This window comes from Pseudarthrobacter humi (assembly GCF_024294965.1).
Lineage (GTDB): Bacteria > Actinomycetota > Actinomycetes > Actinomycetales > Micrococcaceae > Arthrobacter > Arthrobacter humi.
Genome location: NZ_JANCLV010000003.1, coordinates 163950 through 190684, shown reverse-complemented (window position 1 = coordinate 190684; position 26735 = coordinate 163950). Strand labels below are relative to the sequence as shown.

The following is a 26735-nucleotide window of genomic DNA, read 5'->3' as shown; positions in this document are numbered from 1 at the left end:
GAAGCCCATTGGATTGGGCTCTTCAGAATAAGTTTACGATAACCTACGGTGCTTGCTTCCGCTGCGGACGCGATTCCGCTTGGCCTCCGCTCAGTAGCCACCGGGCCGATGTCGGCCGCCGTTCCCTGTAAGCAAATCAAAGATTAATTGGTCAACCGGTTGACTTGAGTTATCGTAACCCTACATACTCGTTTATGGGCCAGATCACATCCGCGCTTTTCCGAAGGGGCGGCCGAATTGACGAAGGCACCCTCACATAAACCTACGAAAGGACGCGACGATGCGTTTGCTTGCCAAAGGCGCTGTTGCTCTTACGGCCATTGCCGTGCTGGCCGGTTGCTCTGCCGGTGCAGGATCCGATGCTTCTGGGAAAACCCAGCTTGACTGGTGGGTGATTAACCCGAGCTCCCCGTCAGCGGCGGCGGCGCAGGAGAAGATCATCACGGATTTCCAGGCCGCCAACCCTGACATCACGATCAAGAAGACCAACCGTGCAGTCGATGCGCACAAGGATGCGTTGCGGACCTCTATCGGTACCGCGGCCGCTCCCGACATCTATGACTTCTGGGCTGGGCCGGGTCTTGGTGGTGAGTTGGTAAAGAACGGCGCCAGTGCTGACCTGAGTGCCCAGTACACCGAGTACAAGTGGCCCGAGCGGTTCACGGAGGCCGCACTTGGGCCGGTTACGCAGTATGGCGGCTACCACGGGGTTCCGTGGAAGCTCAACGGTGAAGCGATGTACTACAACAAGGCTTTGTTTGAACAGGCCGGCATCGCTGAGGTGCCGAAGACCATGGATGAACTGAACGATGCAGCCGCGAAGCTCAAGGACGCCGGCATCACGCCGATCGAGTTCGGCGGTACCGTCAACTGGCACGTCATGCGCCTGCTCGACACTTTCCTCGAGGGCTACTGCGGTTCTGACACGTTCGACAAGCTGGTCACCAAGCATGCAAATTGGGGCCAGGAAGAGTGCGTGACGGAGTCCTTCACGAACCTTCAGAAGTGGTCAAAGGACTACTTCAACTCCGGATTCATCGGCATCAATAATGACGAAGCCTCTTCGCTGTTCTTCAACGGCAAGGCCGCCATGGCCCTCGAAGGAGACTGGTTCAACGCCCAGATCAAAGACAAGGCCACCAAGGCCGAGGACTATGGCGTGTTCCCCCTGCCCACCGGCACTGGCCGCATGTACGGCTTCGAGCAGGCCATGTACATCACCAAGGACAGCAAGCACGCTGATGCTGCGGCCAAGTTCCTGGACTTCATGATGTCCACTCCGGTTCAGAAAGAAACGTTGGGCAAGTTCTCGACCCAGTCGGTGAACAAGGAAGTCAAACCCACGGGCACGGACGAACTCACCAAGTCCTGGGAAGGCATCTTCGCCGCTGCAAAGGGCCTGTACATGAACAACGATCAGAACCTCTCCCAGTCCCAGACCACTGAGTACTGGCGCATCCAGAACCTGGTTGCCACCGGCGGCCTGGACCCGGCCAAGGCCGGGGCTGAGTTCCAGAAGTTCCTGGATTCGAGCAAATAGCTCCTCCGCTGAAGAGGTGGGACTGGGCGTCCCGCGCAGTCCCACCTCTTTGGCCCCGTAACCGATCAAAGATCAAAGGCGACCTCTCTTGTCCAAGCTCACAGCCGCGCCCCTCCAGACGCAGGTGCCCGCGCCCCGGAAAATTCCGAAAAAGCCTCTTCTGAAACGCCTCACCAAAGGTGGTTTCATCGCGGCACTGCCGTTCCTCGCGCCTGCCCTGGCCGCATACGTTGTCTTCGTCATCGGCCCGATGGTCAGCGCCGTGCGCTTGAGCCTGTACGAGTGGTCTGGCTTCAACGCCGACCCGCAGGTGTTCGTCGGGTTCCAGAACTACGTCCGTCTCTTCACCCAGGACCCGGTGTTCTGGACAGCCATGCAGAACACCATCATCTGGGTGCTGCTCTCCCTGGTAATTCCGACCACCCTGGGCCTGGCGATGGCCCTGGCCCTGAACCGTCCGATCTTTGGACGGAATCTCTTCCGCTCTGTCTTCTACATCCCCGGAGTCCTGGCCCCGATCGCCATCGCGAACATGTGGCGCTGGATGTACAACCCCAACTACGGGGTATTTTCAGAGCTCGCCAAAGCCTGGCACCTCGGCGATGGCTCGGGTGTGACCTTCCTCAGCGACCCCAAATTGGCCATCTACGCTATCTTTGCCGCCTTCGTCTGGCAGATCGCCGGGCTGAACATGGTCCTCTTCCTTGCCGGCCTGCAAAGTGTGTCCAAGGAACTTGTCGAAGCGGCCCGTCTGGACGGCGCAACCAGCTGGAAGGTCTTCCGGCACGTGACCTTTCCCGCCCTCCGCCCCACGGTCGTGGTCGTCATGGTGCTGACCATCGTGCACTCCATCAAGGTCTTTGACCTCGTGGTCGGCATGACCGGCGGCGGCCCCGCGCAGTCCTCGCAGGTACTGGCTCTGTGGTCCTACTCCCAGTCCTTCCTGCAGCACGACTTCGGCATGGGCAACGCTATAGCCACGGTGCTGCTCGCCGTCACCCTTGTCCTTGTCATCCCCTACCTGATCTGGTCCACCAAAGGAAACGAAGACTGATGAGCACCCTGACTCTCGGGCGCGCCAAGCACGCCGACGGAACATCCCGTCCACGCCGCAACGTCGACTACGTAAGGATCGGGCTGTGGCTCGCTCTGGCCGTCACCATGGTCATCTGGGCCATGCCCCTGATCTTCGTGATGTTTACATCGCTGAAGTCAGAAGCCGCGATCTTCAGCACCTCATCGTTCTCCCTTCCCACCGCGGCTGAGTGGGAGAACTACTCCGAGGCGCTGGAAACCGGGAACCTCCTCACCGCCGGCGGCAACAGCCTTCTCATCGCCGCGATCAAGGTGCCCCTGGGCCTGCTGTTCTCGGCCGCCGCTGCCTTCGGCCTGTCCCGTATCCGTTTCAAGCACAGCAAGCTGCTGCTGGGGGCGTTCGCCCTTGGATCCATGGTTCCGATCCAGGTAGCCCTGGGACCGCTGTTCAAGACGATCCTGGACATGGGCCTGCTCAACAGCCCGATCGGCGTGATCCTCCCGTACATCGGATTCGGCCTGCCCATTCAGATCTTCATCCTGCATGGGTTCTTCAGCGCCATCCCGAAGGAAATCGACGAAAGCGTCCGAGTGGACGGCGGCGGCAACTGGCGGCTGTTCTGGCAGATCATCCTTCCCCTGTCCAAGCCTGCCCTGGCTGCACTGTTCATCCTGGACTTCGTGGCCACCTGGAACGAGTACGCGATCGCCCTTGTGATCCTGCAGGACCAGGCAGCCCAGACCATTCCGCTGGCCATCCAGGGCTTCCAGTCCCAGTTCACCAGCTCCTACGGTCCGCTGAATGCCTTCACTGTCATGTCGATTCTCCCGGTCCTCATCGTGTATCTGCTCTTCCAGCGCTACTTTGTCGAGGGTATGTTCAGCGGCGCCGTCAAGGGCTGACCCCGCCCCCTCGTTTTACGAAACTTTCAACGCAGAAAGGCCATCATGGCGACCTACACCGCAACCACTCCGCTCTTCGAGGTCATGCGCGATCCCGCCGGACACGAGATCCTGGCGCACGACGTTCCTGAACTCGCGGCCAACCCGCTGCTCCACACGCTGTACCACTACCAGCTCGGCCTGATCCTCGGCACAGAGAAATCCCTGCGCAACGACCCGGCAAAGAAGGCCGAGATCCTCGCGAAAATCGAGGCACTGCAGCCGTCACCCGCACCTGACCGGTCAGTCCGGCACAACGCACCTGCAGCCGGCTACGAGCCCGAATCGGTCGAGCGAGGCAGCGCCCGGACCGACTTCCCCGCCGAGGGCACCAAATGGCAGCAGTACGAGATCGCACTGCAGGGCCCCTCACACGGAAACCCGTTCACGGACGTTGAACTGGCCGCTGACTTCACCACCAACGGTGAGACGCTGACAGTTCCCGGTTTCTACGACGGCGACGGCGCCTACCGGATCCGCCTGCTCGTCCCGGCTGAGGGGGAGTGGTCCTTCACCACCCGCAGCAACGCCACGTCCCTGGACGCCATCACGGGAAGCTTCACCGCGGCTGCGGCTTCGCCGGATTCCCGCGGAGTGGTCCAGGTGGCCGACACCTTCCATTTCGCCTACGAGGACGGAACGCCCTACCTCCCCATCGGCACGACATCCTATGTCTGGACCCACCAGGGCGAGGCCCTCGAAGAACAGACCCTCCAGTCCCTGAAGGCCGGGCCCTTCAACAAAATGCGCATGTGCGTCTTCCCTAAGTCCTACCTGTTCAACGAAAACGAGCCTGAAATCTACCCCTACGAGGGGAACCTTCAGGACGGTTTCGACTACACCCGTCCCAACCCCGCCTACTACAGCCATCTGGAGAAGCGGATCAGCCAGCTCGAAGAACTCGGCATCGAAGCTGACCTGATCCTCTTCCACGCCTATGACCGGTGGGGCTTCTCCAAAATGGGCCCCGCAGCCGATGATCTGTACGTCAAATACGTCACCGCGCGCCTGGCCTCACACCGCAATATCTGGTGGGCCCTGGCCAACGAGTTTGACCTCATGTTCGAAAAGACCATCGAGGATTGGGAACGTTTCGCTGCGATCGTGCAGGAGAACGACCCAACCCACCATCTGCTCTCCATCCACAACTGCCGCGAGATGTATGACCACTCACGTCCTTGGGTTACGCACTGCAGCATCCAGCGGCTCGACATCTACAAGACCGCCGAAATGACCACCCAGTGGCGGCAGGAATGGCAGAAGCCTGTCGTCATCGACGAATGCGCCTACGAGGGGAACATCGACCAGGGCTGGGGAAACATCACCGGCGAGGAAATGACCCGGCGGTTCTGGGAAGGCGCGGTCCGGGGCGGTTACGTCGGACACGGCGAAACCTATGTCCACCCCGAGGACATCCTCTGGTGGGCCAAGGGTGGGAAGCTGCGTGGCACCAGCCCCGACCGCATCGGATTCCTGCGACGCATCATGGAGGCAGCCCCCGAAGGCCACCTCGAGCCGCTGCCAGGCCACTGGGATGCTCCCAGCGCCGGAATCAAGAACGAATATGAACTGATCTATTTCGGCTTCAACCAGCCCACGTACCGGCGATTTGTCATGCCCCCGGGGATAGAGTTCCAGATTGACGTGATCGACACCTGGAACATGACTGTGGAAACTCTTCCCGACACATTCGAAGGCCGCTTCCGCATCGAACTACCGGGCCGGCAGTACATCGCCGTACGGCTGCGCGCTGTGGCTTGACGGCTATTCAACGGCCAGGGGTTGCGCTCCTTCCCTCCGGCCGTTGACGTCCCATCCATCCCCCTGTGATTCCATAATCGGAGGTGGCCTGACTCCCAGGCCATCTTTGAGTTGGCACTAGACAAGCCGCTTACCCGGGCCACAGCAGCCGGGCCGGCAGAGAGTAGCGACGTGACTTTCCAGCCCTTTCAGTATGACGAACCCGGAGTGTCCCGCCCGGCACCGTCACGCCCGGCACCGTCACGCCTGGCACCCGCCCGCCGGGCGCTGTCCGCAGGACCCTGGTCCGCCGAGCTGGTGGGCGACGAACTGGCCCACATCAGTTACCTTGGACGCCCCGTGCTGCGGGCGGTCAAGGCCGTGGTCCGGGACCAGGACTGGCAGACACCCCAGCCGGCCGTCCGTACCCTTGAGGTCACCCAGGATAACGAGTGCCTGCAGGCGCGGTGGACCGTCCGCTTTGCCGGCTATGGCGTGGAATATGACGGCCGCCTGACGGCAGACTTCACCCCTGCGGCCGTGGAGATTGCGTTCGAAGGCGAGGCCGTCCATGCGTTCCGCAGCAACAGGATCGGCCTGGTGGTGCTGCATCCGCCTGCCGACGCCGGACGGGACATCACCGTGGAGCATCCCGACGGCGGCCGCACGGCCGCGCGGTTCCCGCGCGACATCAGCCCGCACCAGCCGTTTATGGACGTCGCCGCCCTCGAATGGGCCGACGACGGGACCGCCTTCCGGCTGTCGTTCACCGGCGATGTCTTCGAGACTGAGGACCAGCGAAACTGGACCGACGGTTCGTTCAAGACGTACAGCACGCCGCTGGCGCGGCCTTTCCCCGTGGACGTTGCGGCGGGGAATACGGTACGGCACGTGGTGCGCCTGGCGGCTGCCAACGTGGACGCCGCCACTCTGGACGCCGCCGATCTGGCTACGGACAATCCGAACACCGCCGCCCTGGAGCTGCCGAAGACCGTAGCGTTGGGCGCTGTGGCCGCCCGCGTTCCCCGGCTGGCCGTGGGTGCAGCACCCCACTCCGGAGGGCTTTCCCCGCTGACCGGACTTGATGCGGTCCTGCTGGAACTCGCTGACGAGCCCGGCGACAGGCCGCGGTCCGGCTGGGCTGCCCGGCTGGAGGCTGCCGCGGATGAGGCTGCCGTCCATGGCGCGGGCCTGGACATCCGGGCCGTTGCAGCTGACCCCGCGGCTGCGGTGGCGGAGCTCGCCCCCTACCTTTCCCGGGCCAAGCGGCTGGCCGTTTTCCATCCGGCCAGCCAGATGACCGAGCCGGGCAGCTGGCCGGAGCTCAAGTCCGCCCTTCATGCCGCAGGGTTCCGTGGAGAGCTCCTTGCCGGTGTCCGTTCGCACTTCACGGAACTCAACCGCAACAGCGGCCGTACGCCGTCGGACTCTGATGCCCTGACGTTCAGCCTCACGCCGCAGATGCACAGCACCGAGGCCACGCACATTATCGACACCGTTCCCATGCAGCGGCTTGTGGCACAGAACGCACTCCGGCTGGGCGGCGGGAGGCCCGTGCATGTGGGGCCGGTGACCCTGTTGCCGCGCTTCAACGCCGTGTCCACATCAGGCGCGGCCCCCGAGGCCGAAGCGGATGAACTTCAGGCCGAACCCTTTGCCGCGGCCTGGACCCTGGCCAGCATCGATGCCCTGACGCTGGACGGGGTGGAATCCGTTACCTACTTCGAGGCTTCAGGTCCGAGGGGAATTTCCGACGCCGGTGGCCGGCTCAATCCAGCCGGCGAACTCCTGAAGGAGGTCGCCGCCCTCCGGGGCAGCGAGGTGTTGTCGGTCCATGACAGGGGGCCATCTTCGCTGACCCTCTATCCCGTGGTGACGTCCCATGGACTGGCCCTCTTTGCCGGGAATCTCTCTGCCTCCGCCCTGGAGGTGGGTATACAGCTTCCGGACGGCACGGCCGCCGCTGACGGTGAATGCGGGGTTTTCGGGCAGGACCGGGGTTCGGCCATGGCCTTCACTGCCGACGACGGCGGGCCGGCCGGTGGGCGGCTCACCCTGGGACCCTGGTCCGCCGGCGTTGTCCGCTTTCCTGCCGTCCGCTGAACTGCGGACCACATTTTCGCCGCCCCGGGGGCGGTGTCACACCAACGAAAGGAGACCCCATGGGTCTGCGTCTTGAAGGAAAAACAGCCCTGGTCACCGGGGCCGGATCGGGCATCGGCCTGGCCGTGGCCCAACGGTTCGTGGCCGAGGGGGCCACGGTCTACTTTGCCGACATCAACATGGCGGCTGCCGAACAGGCCGCCGAGGCCACAGCCTCCCCGCGGGCCCGGGCCCTGCATATGGACATTTCGGACGAGGACAGCGTGGCCGCTGCCTACGCCGCCATGGCCGGAGACGGGCAGCTGGACGTGGTCGTGGCCAACGCCGGAGTGCAGCTGTTCGGCCAGGATGCCAAGGTGGGTGAACTGGATCTTGCGGTCTGGGAAAAGACCGTCAGCATCAACCAGCGCGGCGCCTTCCTGACCCTCAAGCACGCCGTCCGGGCCATGGAAGGCCGCGGCGGCTCCATCATCTGCACCGGGAGTCCCACCGCCGTGGTGGGCTGCGGCCAGACGTTCACGGCGTACACCAGCTCCAAGGCCGGGGTCCACGGCCTGGCCCGCGTGGTGGCGGCGGACTACGCGCAGGCCGGGATCCGCGTCAACACCGTGGTCCCGGGCTACACCGAGACGCCGCTGGTGCAGGCCATCGCGGACGACCCCGTCAGCCGCGCGGGCCTGGTGGACTCCACCATGCTGGGACGGCCCGGCACCGCGGCGGACGTGGCGGGGATCATGGTGTTCCTCGCCAGCGACGACTCCTCCTACGCCACCGGGGGACTCTTCACCGTGGACGGCGGCCTGACAGCGCTGTAGGGGAACGGCGCTGTGACGCTTCGGCTTAGAACTTTTCCGTGGTGATGGCTTCGAGGAACGCTGCCACTTCGGCCGGCATATCCACGGACCCGTTGTCCAGCAGCCACTGCACTTGCAGGCCATCCATCAGGGCCGCGAGCTGGCGGGCAGCGGCGGCGGGAACGATGCCCGGCCGGAGTTGGCTGAGCCGTTGCATCTCCGCGAAGGCCTCGGTCATGGTGCCGCGCACCCACGCGTAGCGCCGTTGGAAGTAGCCGTGGGCCGGGTGGTCCGGGTCTGTGGCCTCAGCCGAGAGAACGCAGTAGAGGGCGACGAGGCCAGGAATGGTGGTGTTGTAGTGCGTGAGCTCCACCAGGCCGCGCAGCATCTCGATCCCCTTGGTGGTCAGGGACCGCGTGCGGACCACTGAGTCCTCGTCACGCAGTGTCAGCACCGCCTCCAGCAGGGCCTCCTTACTGGGGAAGTGATGCAGCAGGCCGGCCTGGCTCAGCCCCACTTTGTCCGCCACGTCCTTCAGCGACCCGGCGCGGTAGCCCGACGTCGAAAACACCTCAAAGGCGGCGGTCAGGATCTCCTGCCGGCGGGCCTCGGTCTTAGCGTAGCTGCCCCGCGGACGGCCCCGCCGTGGCGCTTCAGCCACTGCGCCGGCTGGTGTGTCAGTCATCACGTAACCCTAACAAGCTCGTTCCTGTGCGCTTGAAACCAATTGGTCAACCGCTGTGGGTGGCGTCACATTTCGTGACGATTCAAAATTGGGAAATAAAAACCTAGTACCCACTAGGTTTTCATGTTACGGTCTTTCCCAATGGCAGTCCATGGTGGACCGCCACTGACCGTGAAAGGGACCAATGATGTTCCGATCCAAGCGAATGGCCGCCGTTGTTGCCGCCGTAGCCCTGAGCCTCGCCGGCTGCTCCGCCGGTGGAGATGCCTCCGCAGAACAGTCCTCACAAACCCTCACCCTCGGCGCCATCCAGTCGCCCAAGACGTTCGATGCCAGCCAGTCCGAGTTCGCCAACCTCTCGCCGTTCTACCAGGCCGTCTACGACACACTGCTCCGCATGGAGCCGGACGGCACGCTGGTGCCCATGCTGGCGACGGAGTGGAAGTACAACGACAACAAGACTGTCCTGACCCTGAAGCTGCGCGACGACGTGAAGTTCACCGACGGGACGGCCTTCAACGCCGACGCCGCCAAACAGAACCTCGAGCGCTTCAAGGCCGGAACCTCCCCGGATGCCCAGTTCCTGGCGGCCCTGAAGACAGCCACGGCCGTCGACGCCACCACTTTGGAACTGACCCTCTCCGCCCCGGATCCCGCGTTCCTGAACTACCTGTCCAAGGACGCGTCGTTTATGCAAAGCCCGGCCTCCTTCGCCAACGCGGACATCGCCACCAACCCCGTGGGTTCCGGACCGTACATCCTGGACACGGCCGCCACCGTCACCGGCACCTCCTACACGTACAAGAGCAACCCGGACTACTGGGCCAAGGACCTGGTCCACTACGACCAGCTGGTCCTGAACGTCTACCTCGACCAGACGTCCCTGCTGAACGCCATCAAGTCCGGCACCCTGAACGGCGCCAACACCATTGACAACAACACGCTCACGGAGATCGAGGCTGCCGGCTATAAGGTTAACCCGCTCCAGCTGAACTGGTCCGGCCTGCTGATCTTCGACCGCGCCGGAACCACCAACCCGGCACTCAAGGACGTCCGCGTCCGCCAGGCCCTCAACTACGCGTTCGATACAAAGGCGCTGCTGGCGTCCATCGGCCAGGGCCACGGCGAGCAGACCGCCCAGGTGTTCCCGCCGTCGTCGGACGCCTATGACAAGTCACTGGATTCCCGCTACGCCTACGACCCCGCCAAGGCCAAGGCACTGCTGGCCGAGGCCGGCTACGCCAGCGGCCTGACCCTGACGCTGCCGTCCTCCGCCCTTCTGGGCAACACCATTCCGGCGCTGATCACCCAGCAGCTCAAGGATGTGGGCATCACTGCGGAGTTCACCGATACCGGCAACAACTTCATCGCCGACCTCCTGGCCCCGAAGTACGGCGTGAGCTACATGATCCTGGAGCAGCAGTCCGACTGGCAGCTGATCAACATGAAGCTCACTCCCAACGCCCCGTGGAACCCGTACAACTACGAGGATCCCAAGGTGGATGAACTGGTCAACAAGATCCACGTCGGCTCCGCGGACGAGCAGAAGTCAGCGGCCAAGGAACTGAACAAGTACATCGTGGAGCAGGCCTGGTTCGCCCCGTGGTTCCGCCCGCAGTCCAGTTTCGTGACCGACGCCAAGACCAACGTCGAGGTCCAGACGGGCAACGCCTACCCGTTCCTCTGGTCCTTCACCCCCGCCTCCTAGCGGACAGCTTCCGGACCGGGCCGCACAACAGCGGTCCGGTCCGGCAGCCCAGGAACCTTCCCTAAGGATTTTCGAATGTACCGATTCGTGCTGCGGCGCCTGTTTTCCGGTGTCCTCCTGCTGTTCGTCATCACTACGGTCGCCTACCTGCTGCTGTATGCCGGCGGCGGCGACATCGCCCGCCGCATCGTGGGACCCACCGCCAGCGATGCCCAGGTTGCGCTGAAAGCCAGCCAGCTGGGCCTGGACCGCCCGCTCCTGGTCCAGTACTGGGACTGGCTCACCAGCGCCCTGACCGGCGATCTTGGCCGGTCCTGGTTCAACGGCCAGCTGGTGACCGCCGGCGTCACCGGCCGTGTCTCCGTGACCCTCTCCCTGGTCCTCGGCGCCACCATCATCGCGGCGGTTATCTCCGTGGTTCTCGGCGTCCTGGCCGCTGTCCGCCGCGGCACGGTGGATCGGGTGGCGCAGCTCGTCGGCGTCCTGGGCCACGCCATCCCGGGCTTCCTCATCGCCCTGGGGCTTGTGTCCCTCTTCGCCCTGAACCTCAAGTGGTTCAAGGCCACCGGCTACGTCCCCCTTACGACGTCGTTCGGCGGCTGGGCAGCCACCGTCACCCTTCCGATCATCGCCCTTTCCATCGGCTGCATCGCGGCGATCGTCCAGCAGGTCCGCGGTTCCCTCATTGACGCGCTCCGCCAGGACTACGTCCGGACGCTCCGCGCCCGCGGCCTGTCCTTCAACCGCGTTGTCTACAAGCACGTGCTGCGCAACGCCGGCGGCCCCGCCCTCGCTGTGCTGGCCGTGCAGTTCATCGGCCTGCTCGGCGGTGCCGTCATTGTGGAACAGATCTTCGCGCTGCCCGGTCTCGGGCAGATCACCGTCACCGCCACCGGCCAGGGCGACATCCCGGTCGTGATGGGAGTCGTCGTCGCGACTGCCGCCATCGTGGTGACCGTCAACCTCATCATCGACCTCGCGCAGGGCTGGCTCAATCCGAAAGTTCGGCTGTCATGATCGAAACTCCCATCGCACTGCCCGTCACGGCAGCCAAGGTTTCCCTGTTCCGCAAGCTCCTGACCAACCCCACCGGCGCGGCATCGCTGCTGGTCCTGCTGATCGTGGCACTTGCCTCCATCCTGGCGCCACTGCTCGCCACCCATGATCCCAGCACCGCCAGCCTGCAGGATGTGCTCGCCAAATCCGGATCCGAGCACCTGCTGGGTGCCGACAGTGCCGGCCGCGACGTCCTGAGCCGGCTGCTCTTCGCCGGCCAGTTCAGCCTCGCCGGGGCACTGGTTGCCCTCGTGGTGGCTCTGGTGCTGGGCGTTACCGGCGGCCTGATCGCCGGCTACTACGGGGGCTGGTTCGACTCCGCAGCTTCCTGGCTCACCGGCCTGCTGATGGCCCTTCCCGGCATGGTGGTACTGCTGGCCGCCCGTGCAGTCCTTGGCCCGTCCATGTGGCTGTCCATGATGATCTTCGGCATCATGCTCTCGCCCGCCTACTTCCGGCTGGTCTACGCCTCGGTGACCGCCGTCCGCAACGAACTGTATGTGGACGCGGCCCGAGTCTCCGGACTCAGCGATTTCCGGATCATCGGCCGCCATATCCTCACAGTGGTCCGGGCGCCCGTCATCATCCAGTCCGCCATGATCCTGGGCATTGCCATTGCCATCCAGGCAGGCCTCGAATTCCTGGGCCTGGGCGACCTCAACATCCCCACCTGGGGCAGCATGCTCAACGACGGCTTCATCAACATCTTCAAGTCGCCAACGCTGGTCCTGTGGCCCGCCCTGATCATCGGGCTCGTCTGCATCGCCCTGACGCTACTGGCCAACGCCATGCGCGATGAACTGGAACGCAGCCGGGGGCCCGTCAAGCGCCGCAAGGCTGCCACCACCGACGCCGCCACCGCGGTTGCCGAGGCCGCAGCGAAACGCGGCGAGGCCGCCGTCGTCCATCCCGAAGAGCCGGCCGGAGCCACCAAGACAGTCGGCGAGCTGCTCCTGGAAGTCACTGACCTGGGCGTCGGCTACGACCAGCCCGACGGTTCCACCACCCACGTGGTGAACCACGTTGGCCTGGCCGTCCGCCGCGGCGAAGTCCACGGCCTGGTGGGCGAATCCGGTTCCGGCAAGACCCAGACCGCTTTCTCCATCCTCCGGCTCCTGCCGCAGGGCGGGCGCATCACCGGCGGCTCCATCTTCTTCGAGGGAAAGGACCTGGCACGGCTCTCCGAGAAGGAGATGACCAAGGTCCGCGGTAAGCGCATCGCCTACATCCCGCAGGAACCCATGTCCAACCTGGACGCCGCCTTCACCATCGGCAGCCAGCTGATGGAACCCATGCGGGTCTGCCTGGGAATCTCCAAAGCCGAAGCCCGCAAACGCGCCCTCGCGCTGCTGGCCAAGGTGGGCATCCCCAACCCGGAACGTACGTTCAATTCCTACCCGCACCAGGTCTCCGGCGGCATGGCCCAGCGCGTCCTGATCGCCGGCGCCGTGTCCTGCGAACCGGACCTGCTGATCGCCGATGAACCCACCACGGCCCTGGACGTCACCGTGCAGGCCGAAGTCCTGAACCTGCTCCGCGAACTGCAGGCGGAGCTGAACATGGGCGTCATCCTGGTGACGCACAACTTCGGCGTAGTGGCCGATCTCTGCGACCGGGTCTCGGTGATGCAGTCCGGCCGCGTGGTGGAAACCGGCCCCGTCCGCGCCATCTTCAACGACGCCCAACACCCGTACACCCGGCAGCTGCTGGCAGCCATCCTCGAAGACACCGCACCCCGCGGGGAGTACATCACCGCCGGTGCGGTTCCAACCGGTGGGCACAAAGAACTGAAAGGAGTGACGCCATGACCGAGCCACTGCTCGACATCAAGGACGTCGTGGTCGAATATCCCCTCAAGGGTTTCCGCCGCGCACCGTTCAAAGCGCTCAGGGGCGTCTCCCTGGACATCCGCCCGGGCGAGACCGTGGGCCTGGTGGGCGAGTCCGGTTCCGGCAAGACCACCCTGGGCCGCGCCGTGCTGGGTCTGGCGCCCGTCACCGGCGGCAGCATCAAGTACCGCGGCCAGGAGATCTCCAGGGCCAGCCGTGCCCAGCGCAAGGAACTCAGCCACGAGATCCAGGTGGTGTTCCAGGACCCCTATACGTCCCTGAACCCGTCCATGACCATCGAACAGATCCTCACCGAGCCGCTCACCGTCCGGAAAGTGGACCGGCAGGCAGCCAACAAGCGCGTGGCCGAGCTGCTGGACCAGGTCCGGCTGCCGCACGGTGCCGCGCACCGGCTGCCGCGTGAGTTCTCGGGCGGCCAGCGCCAGCGCGTGGCCATCGCCCGCGCCCTGGCCCTGGATCCGAAGCTGATCGTCTGCGACGAACCGGTCTCGGCCCTGGACCTCTCCACCCAGGCCCGCGTCATGGAACTCTTCATCGAGATCCAGGAACGCACCGGCGTTGCCTACCTTTTCGTCTCCCACGACCTCGCCGTGGTGCGGCACCTCAGCCACCGCGTGGCAGTGATGTACCACGGCGAAATTGTCGAATGGGGCGACGGCGAACAGGTCACCGGAGCACCGGAGCACCCGTACACGCAGCGGCTCTTTATGGCCGCCCCCATCCCCGATCCCGACCGGCAGGCCAAGCACCGCGCAGACAGGCTCCGGCTCCTGGAACTCCAGCAGGAGCAGGATCTCCAAGCCGGCGCCGCCTGACCAACTGTTCCCCCCGCCCAACTGAGTAGCAGCAGATGTCGTTTAGAGCCCTCAAAACGACATCAACTGCGACCTAGTTAAGGTTCCCACACCCTACGAAAGGCGCGCCCATGACGGAGCCAGCAGCCTCCCCACGCCCTCAGCTATCCTCCGATGCAACCTTCCCCGCCGGCTTTGCCTGGGGCGTGGCCACCGCCGCGTACCAGATCGAAGGCGCGGTCAACGAAGGGGGCCGCGGCCCCAGCATCTGGGACACCTTCTCGCACCAGCCAGGCACCACCATCAACGATGACAACGGCGACATTGCCTGCGACCACTACCACCGCTGGGAATCCGACCTGGACCTGATGGCGGAGCTCGGGATTCCGTCCTACCGCCTGTCGCTGTCGTGGTCCCGCCTGCAGCCCACCGGTACCGGTCCCTTGAACCCCGAGGGTGTCCACTTCTACCGGGACCTGCTGGCAGGCTGCATTGCCCGTGGCATCACCCCCTATGTGACGCTCTACCACTGGGACCTGCCGCAGGCCCTGCAGGACGACGGCGGCTGGCCGGCCCGGCAGACGGCTTACCGCTTCGGCGACTACGCCGGGCTGGTGGCCGATGCCCTGGGTGACCTCGCCGAACACTGGATCACGATCAACGAACCGATGTGCGCGGCCTTCCTGGGCCACTCCTGGGGCATGCAGGCCCCCGGCTTCAAGGACGACAGGCTGGCCGTGGCCGCCGCGCACCACCTGCTCCTGGCCCACGGCCTGGCGCTGGCCGCATTCCGCACGCGCCGTCCCGGCACCAAGCTGGGCATCACCAACATCATCGGCAACCTGAACCCGGCCAGCGGCTCGCAGGCCGACCTCGACGCAACCGAGTACTGGGATGCCGTCAGCAACCGGATCTTCCTGGATCCGGTCTACCGCGGCCGCTACGCCGACGCCACCGTCGCCGCGTACGGAAAGTACGGCCTGACCGCCACCGGTGAAGGGGCCGGAGCCGGGGACCTGGTCCAGCCGGGCGACCTGGACATTATCTCCGCGCCGGGCGACTTCGCGGGCGTCAACCACTACACCAACATGCTGGTCTCCGCGGGTCCCGGCACGGACGGCACCCCCAGCTGGACGCACGTTCAGCCGGCCCCGTCGTCCTTCGGCTGGTCCAACACGCCAGAGGCCCTCAAGGCAGTCCTTACCCGGGTGGCCGCCGAATACACGCAGCTGCCGCTGTACGTCACCGAGAACGGCGTGACCTTCCACGACTACGTGGACCCGAACGGCGAAGTCCGGGACCCCCGGCGCATCGACTACCTCCGCGGCTACATCTCCGCGGTGGGCGAAGCGATCACCGACGGCGTGGACGTCCGCGGCTACTTCGCCTGGTCCTTTATGGACAACTTCGAATGGGCCGAGGGCTACGACAAACGCTTCGGCCTGGTCTACGTGGACTACGGCACGCAAACCCGCATCCCCAAGCAGAGCGCCTACTGGTACCGGGACACTATCGCCGCCCACAGTCCTGCTGCGAAAACAGCACCCGTCACTGCCGGTGCCACGGCATGAGCATCGATACCTCCGCCACCGGAACAGCTAGGAAAGCCACCATGGAAACCCTCACCCCCGACCACCGCGCCACGGACGTGCGCCTGGAATCCCTGCTCGCCGAACTCACCCTCGAAGAGAAGGTCCAGCTCCTGACCGGCCGCGACTTCTGGACCACCTGGCCGCTGGAAAAAATCGGCCTGCGCCGCATGCTGTTCTCCGACGGCCCCACCGGGGTCCGTGGCGAAGTATGGGATGAGCGCGAGCCGTCCATGAACTTCCCCTCCGCCGCGGCCATCAGCTCCAGCTGGGATCCGGCCATCGCGGACCGGCTGGGCGCCGCGTCCGCCGTCGAGGCCCGCCGCAAGGGCGTGGACGTTGTCCTGGGCCCCACCATCAACCTCCACCGCTCGCCACTGGGTGGCCGCCACTTCGAGGCGTTCAGCGAGGACCCCGTCCTGACGGCGGAACTCGCAGCAGCGTACGTGTCCGGCGTGCAACGCAACGGCGTGGGCGCCACCCCGAAGCACTACATCGCCAACGATTCCGAAACCGACCGGTTCACGGTGGACGTGAAAGTGGACGAGCGGCCGCTGCGAGAGCTGTACCTGCTGGCGTTCGAGAAGGCCATCGTCGAATCCAAGGCCTGGCTGGTGATGAGCTCCTACAACTCCATCAACGGCGCCACCGCCACCGAAAACGACCTGCTGGAAACCCCGCTGAACACGGAATGGGGCTTCGACGGCGTGGTCATCAGCGACTGGACCGCCGTGCGCAGCATCAACAGCGCCAACGCCTCCCAGGATCTCGCCATGCCGGGTCCGGCCGGCCCCTGGGGTGCAGCGCTGGTGGTGGCCGTCAAATCCGGGGACGTGGCGGAAACCGCCATTGACCGCAAGGTGCTGCGGATCCTCCAGCTCGCCGCCCGGGTAGGTGCACTCGAGGGCTTCGGCGCCGTCCAGGCTGAACCGGCCGACAGGGAAGACCCCATCGCCTTTGCCCGTGAAGCGTCCGCCGCGGGCACCGTAATGGTGAAGAACGACGGCGTCCTGCCGCTCGATGTGCCCTCAGTGCGGAAGGCGGGCCTCAAGTCAGGCGGCAAGTCAGTCGCGGTGATCGGGCACAACGCCCGGTATGCCCGCACCCAGGGCGGCGGCTCCGCCACCGTGGTCCCGGAGAAGATCGTCACCCCGCTGGACGGGATCCGTGCCGCGTTCGGTCCGGACAATGTCAGTTACAGCGTGGGCGCCGTGGTACAGGAAGGCATCGCCGAACTCCCGCTGGAACAGATCACCAACCCTGTCACCGGAACTCCGGGCGTGCGGGTGCGCTTCCTCGATGCCAACGGCGAAGAATTGTTTGCCGAGGACCGCCGCTCCACCGCCCTGGTCTGGTTCGGCGGGGATGCCCCCATCGAGGCGTCCTCCACGGTACAGTTCCACACCCTCTACACCCCGGCAGAAACCGGTCCGGTCAAGCTGGGCTTCTCCACCGTGGGCCACGGCCGGATCTTCGTGGACGGGGTCCTCACCCGCGAAGCAACCATCGAGGCAACCGGCACGGACCTGGGGGCGGCGTTCCTCGCCCCGCCGTCCGCGTCTGTTGAAATCCAGGCTACGGCCGGGGTACAGCTGCAGGTCCGGATTGAACTGGACACGGCGGACCGTGAAGGTGCCCTCTCCAACGCGCTGGCCATCACCATCGGGGTCGAAGCGGACAACGCCGACCCGGACGCACTGATCCACGACGCAGTGGAGGCCGCCCGCGCAGCCGAGATCGCCGTCGTCGTGGTGGGCACCAACTCCCGCGTCGAATCAGAAGGCTATGACAGGACCACGCTTGAGCTGCCGGGACTGCAGGACCGCCTGGTCCATGCCGTCGCAGCCGCCAACCCCCGCACCATCGTGATCGTGAACTCCGGCTCCCCGGTCCTCCTGCCGTGGCGTGATGAGGTGGCGGCAACCCTGATCGGCTACTTCGGCGGCCAGGAATTCGGTAACGCCCTCACGGACATCCTCACCGGTGCCAGCGAACCCGGCGGCCGGCTGCCCACCACCTGGCCGGCCACCCAGGAAGACGTGCCGGTCATCAACGTCACCCCCGCCGAGGACGGGACCCTGACCTACGACGAAGGCATCCACATCGGCTACCGCGCCTGGCTCCGGGCGGGCACCACACCGGCCTACGAATTCGGCTACGGCCTCGGCTACACCGACTGGAGCCTTGACATTGTGGACGCCCCCGCGACCGCGGAACCCGGCACCGCCGTCCCCCTGACCGTGACCCTCACCAACACCGGCACCCGCGCCGGCAAGAACGTGGTCCAGGTATACGCCGAAAAGCCAGGTTCCGCCGTCGACCGTCCCGTCCGCTGGCTCGTGGCCTCCACGCCCGTCTGGGCCGGACCGGGCGAAACCGTCACCGCCGTCCTGGACGCCCCCACCCGGCTACTTGCCTACTGGGACAATGGCTGGACCTACGAACCCGGCGACTACACCCTCCGCATCGGCACCTCCGTCACCGACCTGCCGCTGGAAACCACACTGACCCTGACCGACATCTCCCAGGAGGGAGCAGCATGAACCTGCCCAACCCGCTGATCCCCGGCTTTAACCCGGACCCCAGCATCGTCAAGGTGGGCGCGGACTACTACCTCGCCACGTCCACGTTCGAATACCTGCCCGGCATCCCGGTCTACCACAGCACCGACCTGGTCACCTGGGCCCGGATCGGACATGTGGTGGACCGGGAAGGGCAGCTGGGCTCCCGCGAGGTGCCCACCCTCGGCGGTGCCTGGGCTCCCACCATCCGCTTCCACAACGGCCTGTTCTACGTCGCCGTCACGGACGCCATGGCCCGCGGCACGCTGGTGTTCACTGCCACAGACCCCGCCGGCCCGTGGAGCGACGGACTGGTCATCGAAGGCGCCATCGGCATCGACCAGGACCTCGCCTGGGACGAGGACGGCACCGCCTACATGACCTACTCCGGACTCGACACCGTCACCGGAAACATCAATGACCACGGCGGCATCCTGCAGGTCCGCGTGGACCTTGAGGCAGGCAAGGCACTGGAGGAACCCCGCAGCGTCTGGTCCGGGACCGGACTGATGTTCCCCGAAGCGCCGCACCTCTACAAGCGCGGCGACTACTGGTACCTCATGATCGCCGAGGGCGGCACCGAGCGCGGCCACAGCGTCAGCATCGCCCGCGGAACGTCCCCGGCCGGGCCTTTCGTGGGCAACCCGGCAAACCCCATCCTGAGTGCCCGCAGCACCGACCGGCCCATCCAGAACACCGGCCACGGCGACCTGGTGGAAACCCCCGACGGCGGCTGGGCCATGGTGCTCCTGGGCATGCGTCCCAAGGGCATGACCCGCGCATTCTCGGCCCTGGGCCGGGAAACCTTCATCACGACGGTTACGTGGGAGGACGGCTGGCCGGTAGCGGAACCGGTGATTCTTAATCCCCGCGAGGGCGGCTTCGCGTTCGAGGACGACTTTGCGGATGCCGAGCTCGACGGCGGCTGGATCGCCGTGCGGCGCTTCCCCGGTGCGTTTGCCTCCACCGAGAAGGACCCCGGCCGCCTGACGCTGAGCAGCGACGGCACCGGCCTGGACGATGCCCGGCCCGCGTTCCTGGGCCGGCGCCAGGAGTCGCAGGTGGAGACCATCTCCGCGCTGGTGGACGCGGGATCTCCTGAATCCGGGAGCGGCGCCGCGGCAGGCGAGCGCAGCTCCGGCGGCCTGGCCGTGCGCTACGACGAGGCGCACCACTACTCCATCGAGACGGACGGCGCCACGATCACTGCCCGGGCCAGGATCTCCTCGATCGAGCAGAGCTGGACCCATGCGGCCCCCGGCGGCCCGGTGGAACTGCGGATCGAAACCCGCGAGCCCGAACGTGGTGCGGGCCTGAGTCACCTGAGCTCGGACACCATCGCGCTGCAGGCGGTCATCGACGGCGAAACGGTTACCCTCGCCGAACTCGACGGACGGTACCTTTCGGCCGAAACCGCCGCGTCCTTCACCGGCCGGGTGTCCGGCGTCTTCGCCAGCCGCGGCACCGTGGCCTTCGACTGGTTCCGCAGCTCCGGCCGCGAACCCAGCTAGGAACGCTCACCCAGGCCGCGAACCGGCCAGCTCACCGCGGCCGGTGCCCAGGCCTCATCCACCTCATTTCCGAAAGGCCTTTCGTGACATCCACGTCCCTGACACCGCAGTCAGTCACCCGCCAGCAAGCCGCCGTCAGCCGGTTGACGGCGGAGTACCGGACTGACACCCCGTTCGTGGCTGAGCCGCGTCCCCGGCTCAGCTGGGTCACCGACACGGACAGCACCGGCTGGCAGCAGTCGCAGGCGGAGCTACGTATCACCCGTGGCGGAGCCGTGGAGTCCGTGGTGCAGGACGGTCCGGAGTCCGTGCTGGTGGCGTGGCCCTTCGGGTCCATCGCCGGCGGTGAGCGCGTGGAGGTGGAAGTCCGCGTGACCGGGAACGACGGCGGCACGACGGACTGGAGCGAGCCCCTGGCTTTGGTGGGCGGTTTTGTTGCCGGTTCCTGGCGGGCCGAAGCCATCGGCCTGCCGGCCCCGGCCGGTGAGGAACCGCGGCTGGGGCAGCCCGGCCAGCTGCGACATGAATTCACCGTGGGGGAGGGCTTGGTCAAAGCGACCCTCTTCGCTACCGCCCACGGCGTCTACCAGGCCGAAATCAACGGCACGGAGGTGGATGACCAGGTCCTCAAGCCGGGGTGGACGGCTTACGCGGACCGGCTCAACCACGAGACAACGGATGTCACCGCACTCCTGACGCCGGGCCCCAACGCCATCGGCATCTGGCTGGCCGGCGGCTGGTTCACCGAAAAGTACGGCTTCCACGGCTTCGCGAAACCGTTCTACGGTGAGCAGCCTGCCGTGAAGGTGGAGCTGCGCCTTGAATACGCGGACGGCACACAGGAAACCGTGGCCAGCGGCCCGGCCTGGCGCGCCACCACCGGCGGTCCGCTGGTCTCCAGCGGCATCTACGCCGGCGAAGCCTACGACGCCCGTCGCGCCGAGGCCGGCTGGTCCGCGCACGGTTTCGACGACGCCCGCTGGCTCCCCGCGCCGCTCACCGAAGGGGACTGGCCGGAGGCGACCCCGGCCACCGCCCCGCCCGTGCGCCGCATCCAGGAACTGCCCGTCAAGGAAGTGCTGACCACGCCCTCCGGCGCCACGGTGCTGGACTTCGGCCAGAACCTGGTGGGACACCTCAGGATCCGGGTCACCGGCGAGGCAGGCCGCACCATCACCCTCCGGCACGCCGAAGTCCTTGAGGACGGCGAGCTGTCCCTCCGCCCGTTGCGCCAGGCGGCCGCCACCGACACCTACACCCTCGCCGGCGGTATCGGAGAAGCTGGCGAGGAGGAATGGGAACCGCGCTTCACGTTCCACGGCTTCCGCTACGCCCAGGTGGACAACTGGCCCGGCGAGCTGGACCCGGCGGCGATCACCGCCGTCGTGATCCACAACGACATGCGCCGCACCGGCTGGTTCGACTGCTCCGACCCGCTGCTGAACCGGCTGCACGAAAACGCCCTCTGGGGGATGCGCGGAAACTTCCTGGCTCTGCCCACCGACTGCCCGCAGCGTGATGAGCGGCTGGGCTGGACCGGCGACATCCAGGTTTTCAGCCCCACCGCCGGCTACCTCTATGACTCGCTGGGCTTCCTGGATTCCTGGCTGCGGGACCTCGCCCTCGAACAGGGCCGCCGCGACGGCGTGGTCCCCATCGTCGTGCCGTCCGTCCTGGGCATGCTCGAATCGCCGGTGGCCGCATGGGGCGACGCCGCCACGGTGGTCCCGTGGGTGCTGTTTGAGCGCTTCGGGGACACCGGACTGCTACGCCGGCAGTACACCAGCATGCGGGACTGGGCCGATGCCCTGCTCAAAGTCAGGGACAGCTCCGGTCTGTGGCAGGGACAGATGCAGCTCGGCGACTGGCTAGACCCCGCCGCGCCGCCCGACAAGCCGGGTGCCGCCCGCACCCACGGCGACATCGTGGCCAGCGCCTACCTGTTCCGGTCCCTGGACCTGGTGGCCCAGGCTGCAGCCGTACTGGGGAACGACGCCGACCACGGCACCTACGCGACGCTCGCCGAGGAGACCCGGCAGGCTTTCCTGGCCGAGTACGTGACCCCTGCCGGCAGGATGGTCTCGGACGCCCAGACCGCCTACTCCCTGGCCCTCATGTTCGGCATCAGCACCGAACCTGCCCAGCGCCAGGCCCTCGGTGACCGGCTCGCCGAACTCGCCCGCTTGGGCGGCTATCGGATCGCCACCGGATTCGTCGGAACGCCGCTGATCGCGGACGCCCTCACAGCCACCGGACATCTGGATGCCGCGGAACGGCTGCTCACCCAGACCGAATGCCCGTCCTGGCTGTACCCCGTGACGCAGGGCGCCACCACCATCTGGGAACGCTGGGACTCCATCCTGGAGGACGGCAGCGTTAACCCCGGCGAAATGACCTCCTTCAACCACTATGCGCTGGGCGCCATCGCCGACTGGATGCACCGCACTGTTGCCGGACTGGCACCGGCCGCGCCCGGGTACCGGAAACTCAGCGTCGCACCACGCCCGCTGAACAGCCTCACGCACGCGTCGACGTCGCACGAAACGCCGTACGGCCTGGCCCGGGTCGCGTGGAAGCGCGTGGGGGACCGGATCCTGGTGGATGCCACCGTGCCGCCCGGCACCGCTGCCGTCGTCTCACTCCCGGACGGGTCCGCAGAGTTCGAGGTCGGCTCTGGCCGGCACAGCTGGGACGTTCCCGCCGCGGCCCCGGCGCCTGCAGCCGGCGCTGCCTCCCTGCATACCCCGCTCGCGGCCATCATGGACGACCCCCAGGCCTACGCCGCAGTCTGGCAGGCCATCGACGTGCATGACCCGGCCGCGGCTGCTGCGTTTCGCAGGGACACCGTCTGGTACCGGCAGACCACGCTGGAACAGAGCCTGATCTTCACCCAGCCGGCGGTCAAGCAGGACATCGCCGCCGCGCTGGCCGCCCTCAGCGGCAACCGCGCCGCCAAAACCCCCAAAAACTCCTGATCTCCCAAGTCCGGAATCCCAACTCCTGAAATCACGAAGGCACCGATGACAACTTTCACTGCTGCTAGCCCCCTGTATTTTGTGATGCGGCACGCCGAAGGCAACCGTATCCTGAGCCAGCACGTCCCTACGCTGACCAACAACCCCCTGCTGCACACCCTCTACTTCCACGAGGTGGGCATGATCCTGGGCACCGAGGAAGCCCTGAAGGGCAATCCCGCCGAGGTGGCGGAGATCCTCCGCCTGATCAGCGAGCTGGAGCCGGAGGACACCGTGGCGCAGCGGGCTGCAGCGGCCGCCGTCGACGTTCCCGCCCCGTCTGCCGACTACGAACCGGAAACCGTGGAGCGGGGCAGCGCCGCTGTTTCGTTAACCACGACGGCGACAGCGCAGGAACGCTTCGAAGTCACCTTCGCCGGGCCCTCGCACGGCAACCCGTTCACCGACGTCGGACTCCGCGCCTTGTTCACCGCACCCTCCGGCAAGGTGCTCAGCGTGCCCGGCTTCTACGACGGCGACGGCAGCTACAAGGTCCGGCTCCTGGTTCCGGAACCGGGGGACTGGAGCTTCACTACGTTCAGCAACGCCCGCTCGCTCGACGGCGTCACCGGCTCCTTCGCCGCTGCGGAGCCTGCAGCAGGCGCCAGGGGCGTGGTGCGGGTGGCCAACACCTTCCACTTCGCGTACGACGACGGCACCCCCTACCTGCCGATTGGCACCACTGCGTACGCCTGGACCCACCAGGGCGACGCCCTCGAAAAGCAGACCCTCGACACGCTCGCCGCGGGCCCGTTCAACAAGATGAGGATGTGCGTCTTCCCCAAGTCGTACCTGTTCAACGAGAACGAACCGGACCTGTACCCGTTCGAGGGCTCCCTGGCCGGCGGCTTCGACTACGAGCGGCCCAACCCTGCCTTCTATCGCCATCTCGAACAGCGCATCAGCCAGCTGGACGAGCTCGGCATCGAAGCGGACCTCATCCTCCTCCACGCCTACGACCGCTGGGGCTTCTCTACCATGACCCCGGGCCAGGACGACCGCTACCTCAAGTACGTGGTGGCCCGGCTGGCTGCACACCGGAACATCTGGTGGTCCCTGGCCAACGAATACGACCTGCTGTTCCGCAAAACAACCGAGGACTGGGAGCGCTTCGCCGGAATCGTCCAGGCCAACGACCCCAGCGGCCACCTGCTCTCCATCCACAACTGCCAGGACTTCTACGACTACAGCCGGCCGTGGATCACGCACAGCAGCATCCAGCGCCAGGACGTCCACAAGACCGCCGAGTTCACGGGGGAATGGCGGGACCGCTGGCAGAAACCGGTGGTCATCGACGAGTGCGCCTACGAGGGCACCATCGACCAGGGCTGGGGCAACATCACCGGCGAGGAAATGACCCGGCGGTTCTGGGAAGGCGCCGTCCGCGGCGGCTATGTCGGCCACGGGGAAACCTACATGCACGCCGATGACATCCTGTGGTGGGCCAAGGGCGGGGCATTCCACGGCAGCAGCCCGGAACGCATCGCCTTCCTTCGCCGCATCCAGGCAGAGACGCCCGGCGGTTACCTGGAGCCGCTGCCCAGCGCCTGGGACGTACCCACCGCGGGCATCCGGTATGAGTACGAGCTCAGCTACTTCGGCTTCAACCAGCCCTCGTACCGGAACTTCGTGATGCCGGCCGGGCGGAAGTACGAGGTGGACATCATCGACACCTGGAACATGACCATTGATACCCTGCCCGGCACGGTCACGGGGCGGTTCCGCGTGGAGCTTCCGGGCCAGCAGTTCATCGCCGTCAGGATCCGCGCCGTCAGCTCTCCAGACTCCGGAATCATCGCAGCCCTGCGGCTATGAGGCCTGTCCGTTGATGGAGGACCCCGCGCAGATCGCGATTCTGGAGCGCTACACGGATGCCGCGGGTTTTGCCGCCGCCCGGAAACACTGAACACATCGAGCAGATCGGGGCTGCACTGATCATTCCGCGGCTGGAGCGCGGGAACATCGAAGCGTTCGAGGTTAGGTTAGGGCGGACGCCTAGGTTTATCAGCCCTGGGCTGTAGCCACCACGCGCTCGCCGTTGAAGTATTCGAGGTGCCAGCCCTCGGTGGCATGGTAGTGGGCCAGGTTCAGCACCGCGTTGTCGATCCTGTGCAATGTGCGGCCAATGGCGCGGTTAAGGCTCACCCGGAGGAGTGTGCCATGGGCGACCACAAGGACGCGGCGGGCGGGGAATTCTTCGGCCAGCGCTTCCAGTGCACCCAACCCGCGCGCGGCCGCGTCTTCCTCGGTTTCGGCGCCGCGGTAACCACCGGGTATGCGCAGGGCCTCCAGCTCGGGGCCGGCCTGCAACCCCTCTGCCGGTCCGAAGCTGCGTTCGGCCAGCGCCGGAATGTGCCGCGTAACACTCAGCCCCAACCCGTCCGCAATCACGCTGGCGGTTTCCGCGGCACGACTAAGCGGCGAGGACACGATCGCATCCCACTCGTAGTCTGACAGGACGTCGACGGCGTCGCGCGCCTGCCCACGGCCGACGTCGTTCAGCGGAATATCGGTGGCTCCCTGGAGCCGACGCTGCGCATTCCAGTCTGTCTGGCCATGGCGGATCAGGGCGAAGGTCGTAAGGGTCATGCTGTCTATTCTCCCCGACGGCGGGGACGGTCCGGGCAGCCGCCGGGATCAAGGCAATCCTTCTAGGCCCAAGGGTCCGGTCCGGCGTTCCGGTCGATGAAGTCCAGGACAGCCGGATGGGCAGGATTAATAAGGTGCCCGCCCGGGACCAGCACCGTATGGGTGAAGGGCAGTGCACCCGACAACCTGGCGTTCACGGACCGGCAGGCCTCGGGGGAGTCCTCGGCGGAGACAATCAGGGTGGGCCGGCGGATCCCGGCGAGTTGCTCCTCGTTCAGTTCCAGAGCATCGTCGCTGAGATCCAGGCCGTGGCCGTTGATTTCGGCCAGGACAGCGTGGCTCGTGTCGGCAAGCATCTGTTTGAGCCCTGCGGGAAGCGACTCCCACGTCGCATCCCCCAAGGCTTCCCGGATCACAATCTCGGCGGCAAGCCCGGGCTGGGCGTCCGTGCGCTCAAGCACACGGCGGCGCAGGCCGCGGGCCCAGGCGTCTGCATCCGGAGCGATGGTGAAAAACGCCGGTTCCAATAGGACCAGCGCTTTGACTTTGTCCGGGAAACGGCGGGAAAGTTCGATGGCGATCAGGCCGCCTGTGCTGCGGCCGATCACGATTGCCGGCCCGGCACGGAGCGCCGCCAGGACTGCGGCTGCGTCGTCGACATGATCCACCAGGTCCAAGGTCGCGAACGGCCGCGGCGGGGCACTGCGGTGGAAACCCCTGCGGTCGTAGATGATGCAGCGGCCATGCCGGGCGAGTTCGGTTGCGGCGTCCGCCCACATCACAGCCGAACTGGGTGTTCCGTGCACGCCCAGTATTGGTGTCCCTTGGCCGCTCTCTTCGTAGTAGAGATCAACACCGTTGACGCTGACGTGGGGCATGTCGTCAGCCTGGAGTTCGCGCGCTCATCGCAGGACCGCCACCCGGGCTCACGGGCCCGGCCAGTGCTCCCGGTCGAAGCCATAGGGGTTGGGAGCAGCATCCCGGTCAGCCGCTGCGGCGGGGCCGTTCCGTTCGTCGTCGTGATGACGTGGCGGCGGGTGCGGGTCCGAAGCCTGCTTCAAGGGCACTCGGGGCGCAGTCTTTACGGGTGCATCTTCGGCCACGGGGAAACCTCACAAACACAGAAAGGTTGGTCCGCTGCTTGAACCGATAGAGGCATCGTAACCCCATGGGAGCGTTCTGTCGCCGGCAAATGCTCATGGCCCGGCAGCCGCTTCCGTGTCA

Annotated in this window: 18 protein-coding genes; 15 read left to right on the top strand and 3 right to left on the bottom strand. The window is 66.1% G+C overall.

Annotated features, from left to right (window positions below):
* Window positions 1-280 precede the first annotated feature (280 nt).
* From NFC73_RS06140 to NFC73_RS06115, 6 genes are all read left to right on the top strand, one after another.
* Window positions 281-1540 carry an ABC transporter substrate-binding protein gene (locus NFC73_RS06140; protein WP_254748513.1) on the top strand — a complete coding sequence of 420 codons (1260 nt, stop codon included), beginning with the start codon at window positions 281-283 and terminating at the stop codon, window positions 1538-1540.
* An 88-nt stretch (window positions 1541-1628) separates the two neighbouring features.
* Entirely contained in the window at window positions 1629-2594 is a 966-nt protein-coding gene (locus NFC73_RS06135) for a carbohydrate ABC transporter permease (RefSeq protein WP_246848512.1), read from the top strand.
* Window positions 2594-3478, top strand: coding sequence for a carbohydrate ABC transporter permease (locus NFC73_RS06130; protein WP_254748511.1), 885 nt, complete (start codon window positions 2594-2596; stop codon window positions 3476-3478). The genes NFC73_RS06135 and NFC73_RS06130 overlap by 1 nt, the downstream gene beginning before the upstream one ends.
* Window positions 3479-3523: 45 nt before the next feature.
* A complete protein-coding gene (locus NFC73_RS06125; RefSeq protein ID WP_254748508.1) occupies window positions 3524-5278 on the top strand; it encodes a DUF5605 domain-containing protein in 1755 nt (584 codons plus the stop codon).
* Window positions 5279-5449: 171 nt separating this feature from the next.
* Window positions 5450-7360 (top strand): D-apionate lactonase family protein, encoded by a 1911-nt coding sequence (locus tag NFC73_RS06120; protein WP_254748506.1) that lies wholly within the window; start codon window positions 5450-5452, stop codon window positions 7358-7360.
* Between the two features lie 59 nt (window positions 7361-7419).
* Window positions 7420-8175: an SDR family NAD(P)-dependent oxidoreductase gene (locus NFC73_RS06115; RefSeq protein ID WP_254748503.1), complete on the top strand. Its 756-nt coding sequence runs from the start codon at window positions 7420-7422 to the stop codon at window positions 8173-8175.
* 25 nt (window positions 8176-8200) lie between these two features.
* Here NFC73_RS06115 and NFC73_RS06110 read toward each other — a convergent pair whose 3' ends face one another.
* Window positions 8201-8839, bottom strand: coding sequence for a TetR/AcrR family transcriptional regulator (locus tag NFC73_RS06110; protein WP_254748500.1), 639 nt, complete (start codon window positions 8837-8839; stop codon window positions 8201-8203).
* A gap of 184 nt (window positions 8840-9023) precedes the next feature.
* On the opposite strand from NFC73_RS06110, the gene NFC73_RS06105 reads away from it, so the two are divergent.
* The 9 genes from NFC73_RS06105 to NFC73_RS06065 all read left to right on the top strand — a co-directional run bounded on the left by NFC73_RS06105 (window position 9024) and on the right by NFC73_RS06065 (window position 24737).
* Window positions 9024-10547 carry an ABC transporter substrate-binding protein gene (locus NFC73_RS06105; protein ID WP_254748498.1) on the top strand — a complete coding sequence of 508 codons (1524 nt, stop codon included), beginning with the start codon at window positions 9024-9026 and terminating at the stop codon, window positions 10545-10547.
* Between the two features lie 75 nt (window positions 10548-10622).
* A complete protein-coding gene (locus NFC73_RS06100; RefSeq protein ID WP_254748496.1) occupies window positions 10623-11564 on the top strand; it encodes an ABC transporter permease in 942 nt (313 codons plus the stop codon).
* Window positions 11561-13411, top strand: a complete 1851-nt coding sequence (locus NFC73_RS06095) for a dipeptide/oligopeptide/nickel ABC transporter permease/ATP-binding protein (RefSeq protein ID WP_254748494.1) — start codon at window positions 11561-11563, stop codon at window positions 13409-13411. The genes NFC73_RS06100 and NFC73_RS06095 overlap by 4 nt, the downstream gene beginning before the upstream one ends.
* Window positions 13408-14268 (top strand): ATP-binding cassette domain-containing protein, encoded by an 861-nt coding sequence (locus tag NFC73_RS06090; RefSeq protein ID WP_254748492.1) that lies wholly within the window; start codon window positions 13408-13410, stop codon window positions 14266-14268. Before NFC73_RS06095 ends, NFC73_RS06090 begins: the two co-directional genes overlap by 4 nt.
* A 110-nt stretch (window positions 14269-14378) precedes the next feature.
* The gene (locus NFC73_RS06085; protein WP_254748489.1) at window positions 14379-15818 is read left to right on the top strand and encodes a GH1 family beta-glucosidase; all 1440 of its coding nucleotides are present in this window, start codon (window positions 14379-14381) and stop codon (window positions 15816-15818) included.
* On the top strand, window positions 15815-18379 hold the full coding sequence (locus NFC73_RS06080; protein WP_372494585.1) for a beta-glucosidase family protein: 2565 nt from the start codon (window positions 15815-15817) through the stop codon (window positions 18377-18379). Before NFC73_RS06085 ends, NFC73_RS06080 begins: the two co-directional genes overlap by 4 nt.
* Window positions 18376-19908: a glycoside hydrolase family 43 protein gene (locus NFC73_RS06075; RefSeq protein ID WP_254748487.1), complete on the top strand. Its 1533-nt coding sequence runs from the start codon at window positions 18376-18378 to the stop codon at window positions 19906-19908. The genes NFC73_RS06080 and NFC73_RS06075 overlap by 4 nt, the downstream gene beginning before the upstream one ends.
* A gap of 83 nt (window positions 19909-19991) precedes the next feature.
* Window positions 19992-22883 carry an alpha-L-rhamnosidase gene (locus NFC73_RS06070; RefSeq protein ID WP_254748485.1) on the top strand — a complete coding sequence of 964 codons (2892 nt, stop codon included), beginning with the start codon at window positions 19992-19994 and terminating at the stop codon, window positions 22881-22883.
* Between the two features lie 45 nt (window positions 22884-22928).
* The gene (locus NFC73_RS06065) at window positions 22929-24737 is read left to right on the top strand and encodes a DUF5605 domain-containing protein (RefSeq protein WP_254748483.1); all 1809 of its coding nucleotides are present in this window, start codon (window positions 22929-22931) and stop codon (window positions 24735-24737) included.
* Window positions 24738-24926: 189 nt separating this feature from the next.
* Here NFC73_RS06065 and NFC73_RS06060 read toward each other — a convergent pair whose 3' ends face one another.
* The gene (locus tag NFC73_RS06060; protein ID WP_254748481.1) at window positions 24927-25511 is read right to left on the bottom strand and encodes a histidine phosphatase family protein; all 585 of its coding nucleotides are present in this window, start codon (window positions 25509-25511) and stop codon (window positions 24927-24929) included.
* A 62-nt stretch (window positions 25512-25573) separates the two neighbouring features.
* Complete coding sequence (locus NFC73_RS06055; protein ID WP_254748479.1) at window positions 25574-26389, bottom strand: alpha/beta fold hydrolase; 816 nt, start codon at window positions 26387-26389, stop codon at window positions 25574-25576.
* Window positions 26390-26735: the final 346 nt, after the last annotated feature.

Bases quoted from the DNA above. Each gene is read 5' to 3' on its own strand.
- NFC73_RS06115 (WP_254748503.1), top strand. From the start codon at position 7,420: ATGGGTCTGCGTCTTGAAGGAAAAACAGCCCTGGTCACCGGGGCCGGA.
- NFC73_RS06055 (WP_254748479.1), bottom strand. From the start codon at position 26,389: ATGCCCCACGTCAGCGTCAACGGTGTTGATCTCTACTACGAAGAGAGC.
- NFC73_RS06060 (WP_254748481.1), bottom strand. From the start codon at position 25,511: ATGACCCTTACGACCTTCGCCCTGATCCGCCATGGCCAGACAGACTGG.
- NFC73_RS06090 (WP_254748492.1), top strand. From the start codon at position 13,408: ATGACCGAGCCACTGCTCGACATCAAGGACGTCGTGGTCGAATATCCC.
- NFC73_RS06105 (WP_254748498.1), top strand. From the start codon at position 9,024: ATGATGTTCCGATCCAAGCGAATGGCCGCCGTTGTTGCCGCCGTAGCC.
- NFC73_RS06100 (WP_254748496.1), top strand. From the start codon at position 10,623: ATGTACCGATTCGTGCTGCGGCGCCTGTTTTCCGGTGTCCTCCTGCTG.
- NFC73_RS06130 (WP_254748511.1), top strand. From the start codon at position 2,594: ATGAGCACCCTGACTCTCGGGCGCGCCAAGCACGCCGACGGAACATCC.
- NFC73_RS06095 (WP_254748494.1), top strand. From the start codon at position 11,561: ATGATCGAAACTCCCATCGCACTGCCCGTCACGGCAGCCAAGGTTTCC.
- NFC73_RS06080 (WP_372494585.1), top strand. From the start codon at position 15,815: ATGAGCATCGATACCTCCGCCACCGGAACAGCTAGGAAAGCCACCATG.
- NFC73_RS06065 (WP_254748483.1), top strand. From the start codon at position 22,929: ATGACAACTTTCACTGCTGCTAGCCCCCTGTATTTTGTGATGCGGCAC.
- NFC73_RS06125 (WP_254748508.1), top strand. From the start codon at position 3,524: ATGGCGACCTACACCGCAACCACTCCGCTCTTCGAGGTCATGCGCGAT.
- NFC73_RS06075 (WP_254748487.1), top strand. From the start codon at position 18,376: ATGAACCTGCCCAACCCGCTGATCCCCGGCTTTAACCCGGACCCCAGC.
- NFC73_RS06085 (WP_254748489.1), top strand. From the start codon at position 14,379: ATGACGGAGCCAGCAGCCTCCCCACGCCCTCAGCTATCCTCCGATGCA.
- NFC73_RS06140 (WP_254748513.1), top strand. From the start codon at position 281: ATGCGTTTGCTTGCCAAAGGCGCTGTTGCTCTTACGGCCATTGCCGTG.
- NFC73_RS06110 (WP_254748500.1), bottom strand. From the start codon at position 8,839: ATGACTGACACACCAGCCGGCGCAGTGGCTGAAGCGCCACGGCGGGGC.